The organism is Alteromonas profundi, from assembly GCF_010500865.1.
Taxonomy (GTDB): domain Bacteria; phylum Pseudomonadota; class Gammaproteobacteria; order Enterobacterales; family Alteromonadaceae; genus Alteromonas; species Alteromonas profundi.
In genome coordinates this window covers 1-570 of sequence record NZ_JAAAWN010000093.1, presented here as the reverse complement: position 1 = coordinate 570, position 570 = coordinate 1, and the positions used below count along the sequence as shown (strand labels likewise).

1 protein-coding gene is annotated in these 570 nt (G+C 47.9%); it reads right to left on the bottom strand.

What is annotated here, in order from left to right:
- Positions 1–25: 25 nt before the first annotated feature.
- A partial coding sequence (locus tag GTH32_RS19305) for a transposase (RefSeq protein ID WP_163088821.1) occupies positions 26–570 on the bottom strand: 545 nt, incomplete at its 5' end.

Here is a 570-nt window from a genome sequence, read left to right as displayed (position 1 = left end):
CTGAGGGATCCCCACGAATTTAATTTCATGCACATCCGGCCCAGGCCCCGTCTACTATAGAGCTGTACCATTTGAGTGCAGCTTTCCACTGTCGCATAGTGAATCGTATTCGGCAAGCGACAGCCCTGAGGCCGAGGTAGTGGAATGACAGCACGCTTCTGGTTTCGGTATTGGCTTGGAAGCGCCGATGTTTGTTTGACGAGACGAGCACCATACCCAATAATATAGCCACTAGTGACGCTAACGTGGTCAGCAATACTAGTGTTGTTAGACGCTGCTTTTTAACACTTTTGTTTTGTTCATAGCCAAGCCCGAATTTGGTACTTTTCATGTCTCTAAAGCCTTCTTCAATCTGCATGCGCTGGCGATAAATAGCAACGACCTGTTTCGATAAGCTTCGGTGAGACGCCAGTGATGTGGCTAATAGCCACGGGTCTTTCGCCCCTTGCGCATGCACTTTTGAGCGCTTTGAGGCTTTGCGTGTACCATCTGGATTTGAAGCATGTCGTCCTTTAGATTTCTGTTTAAACAGAACTAGCGTGCAGGTAAAGGGGTTGCTCCTTACTATTT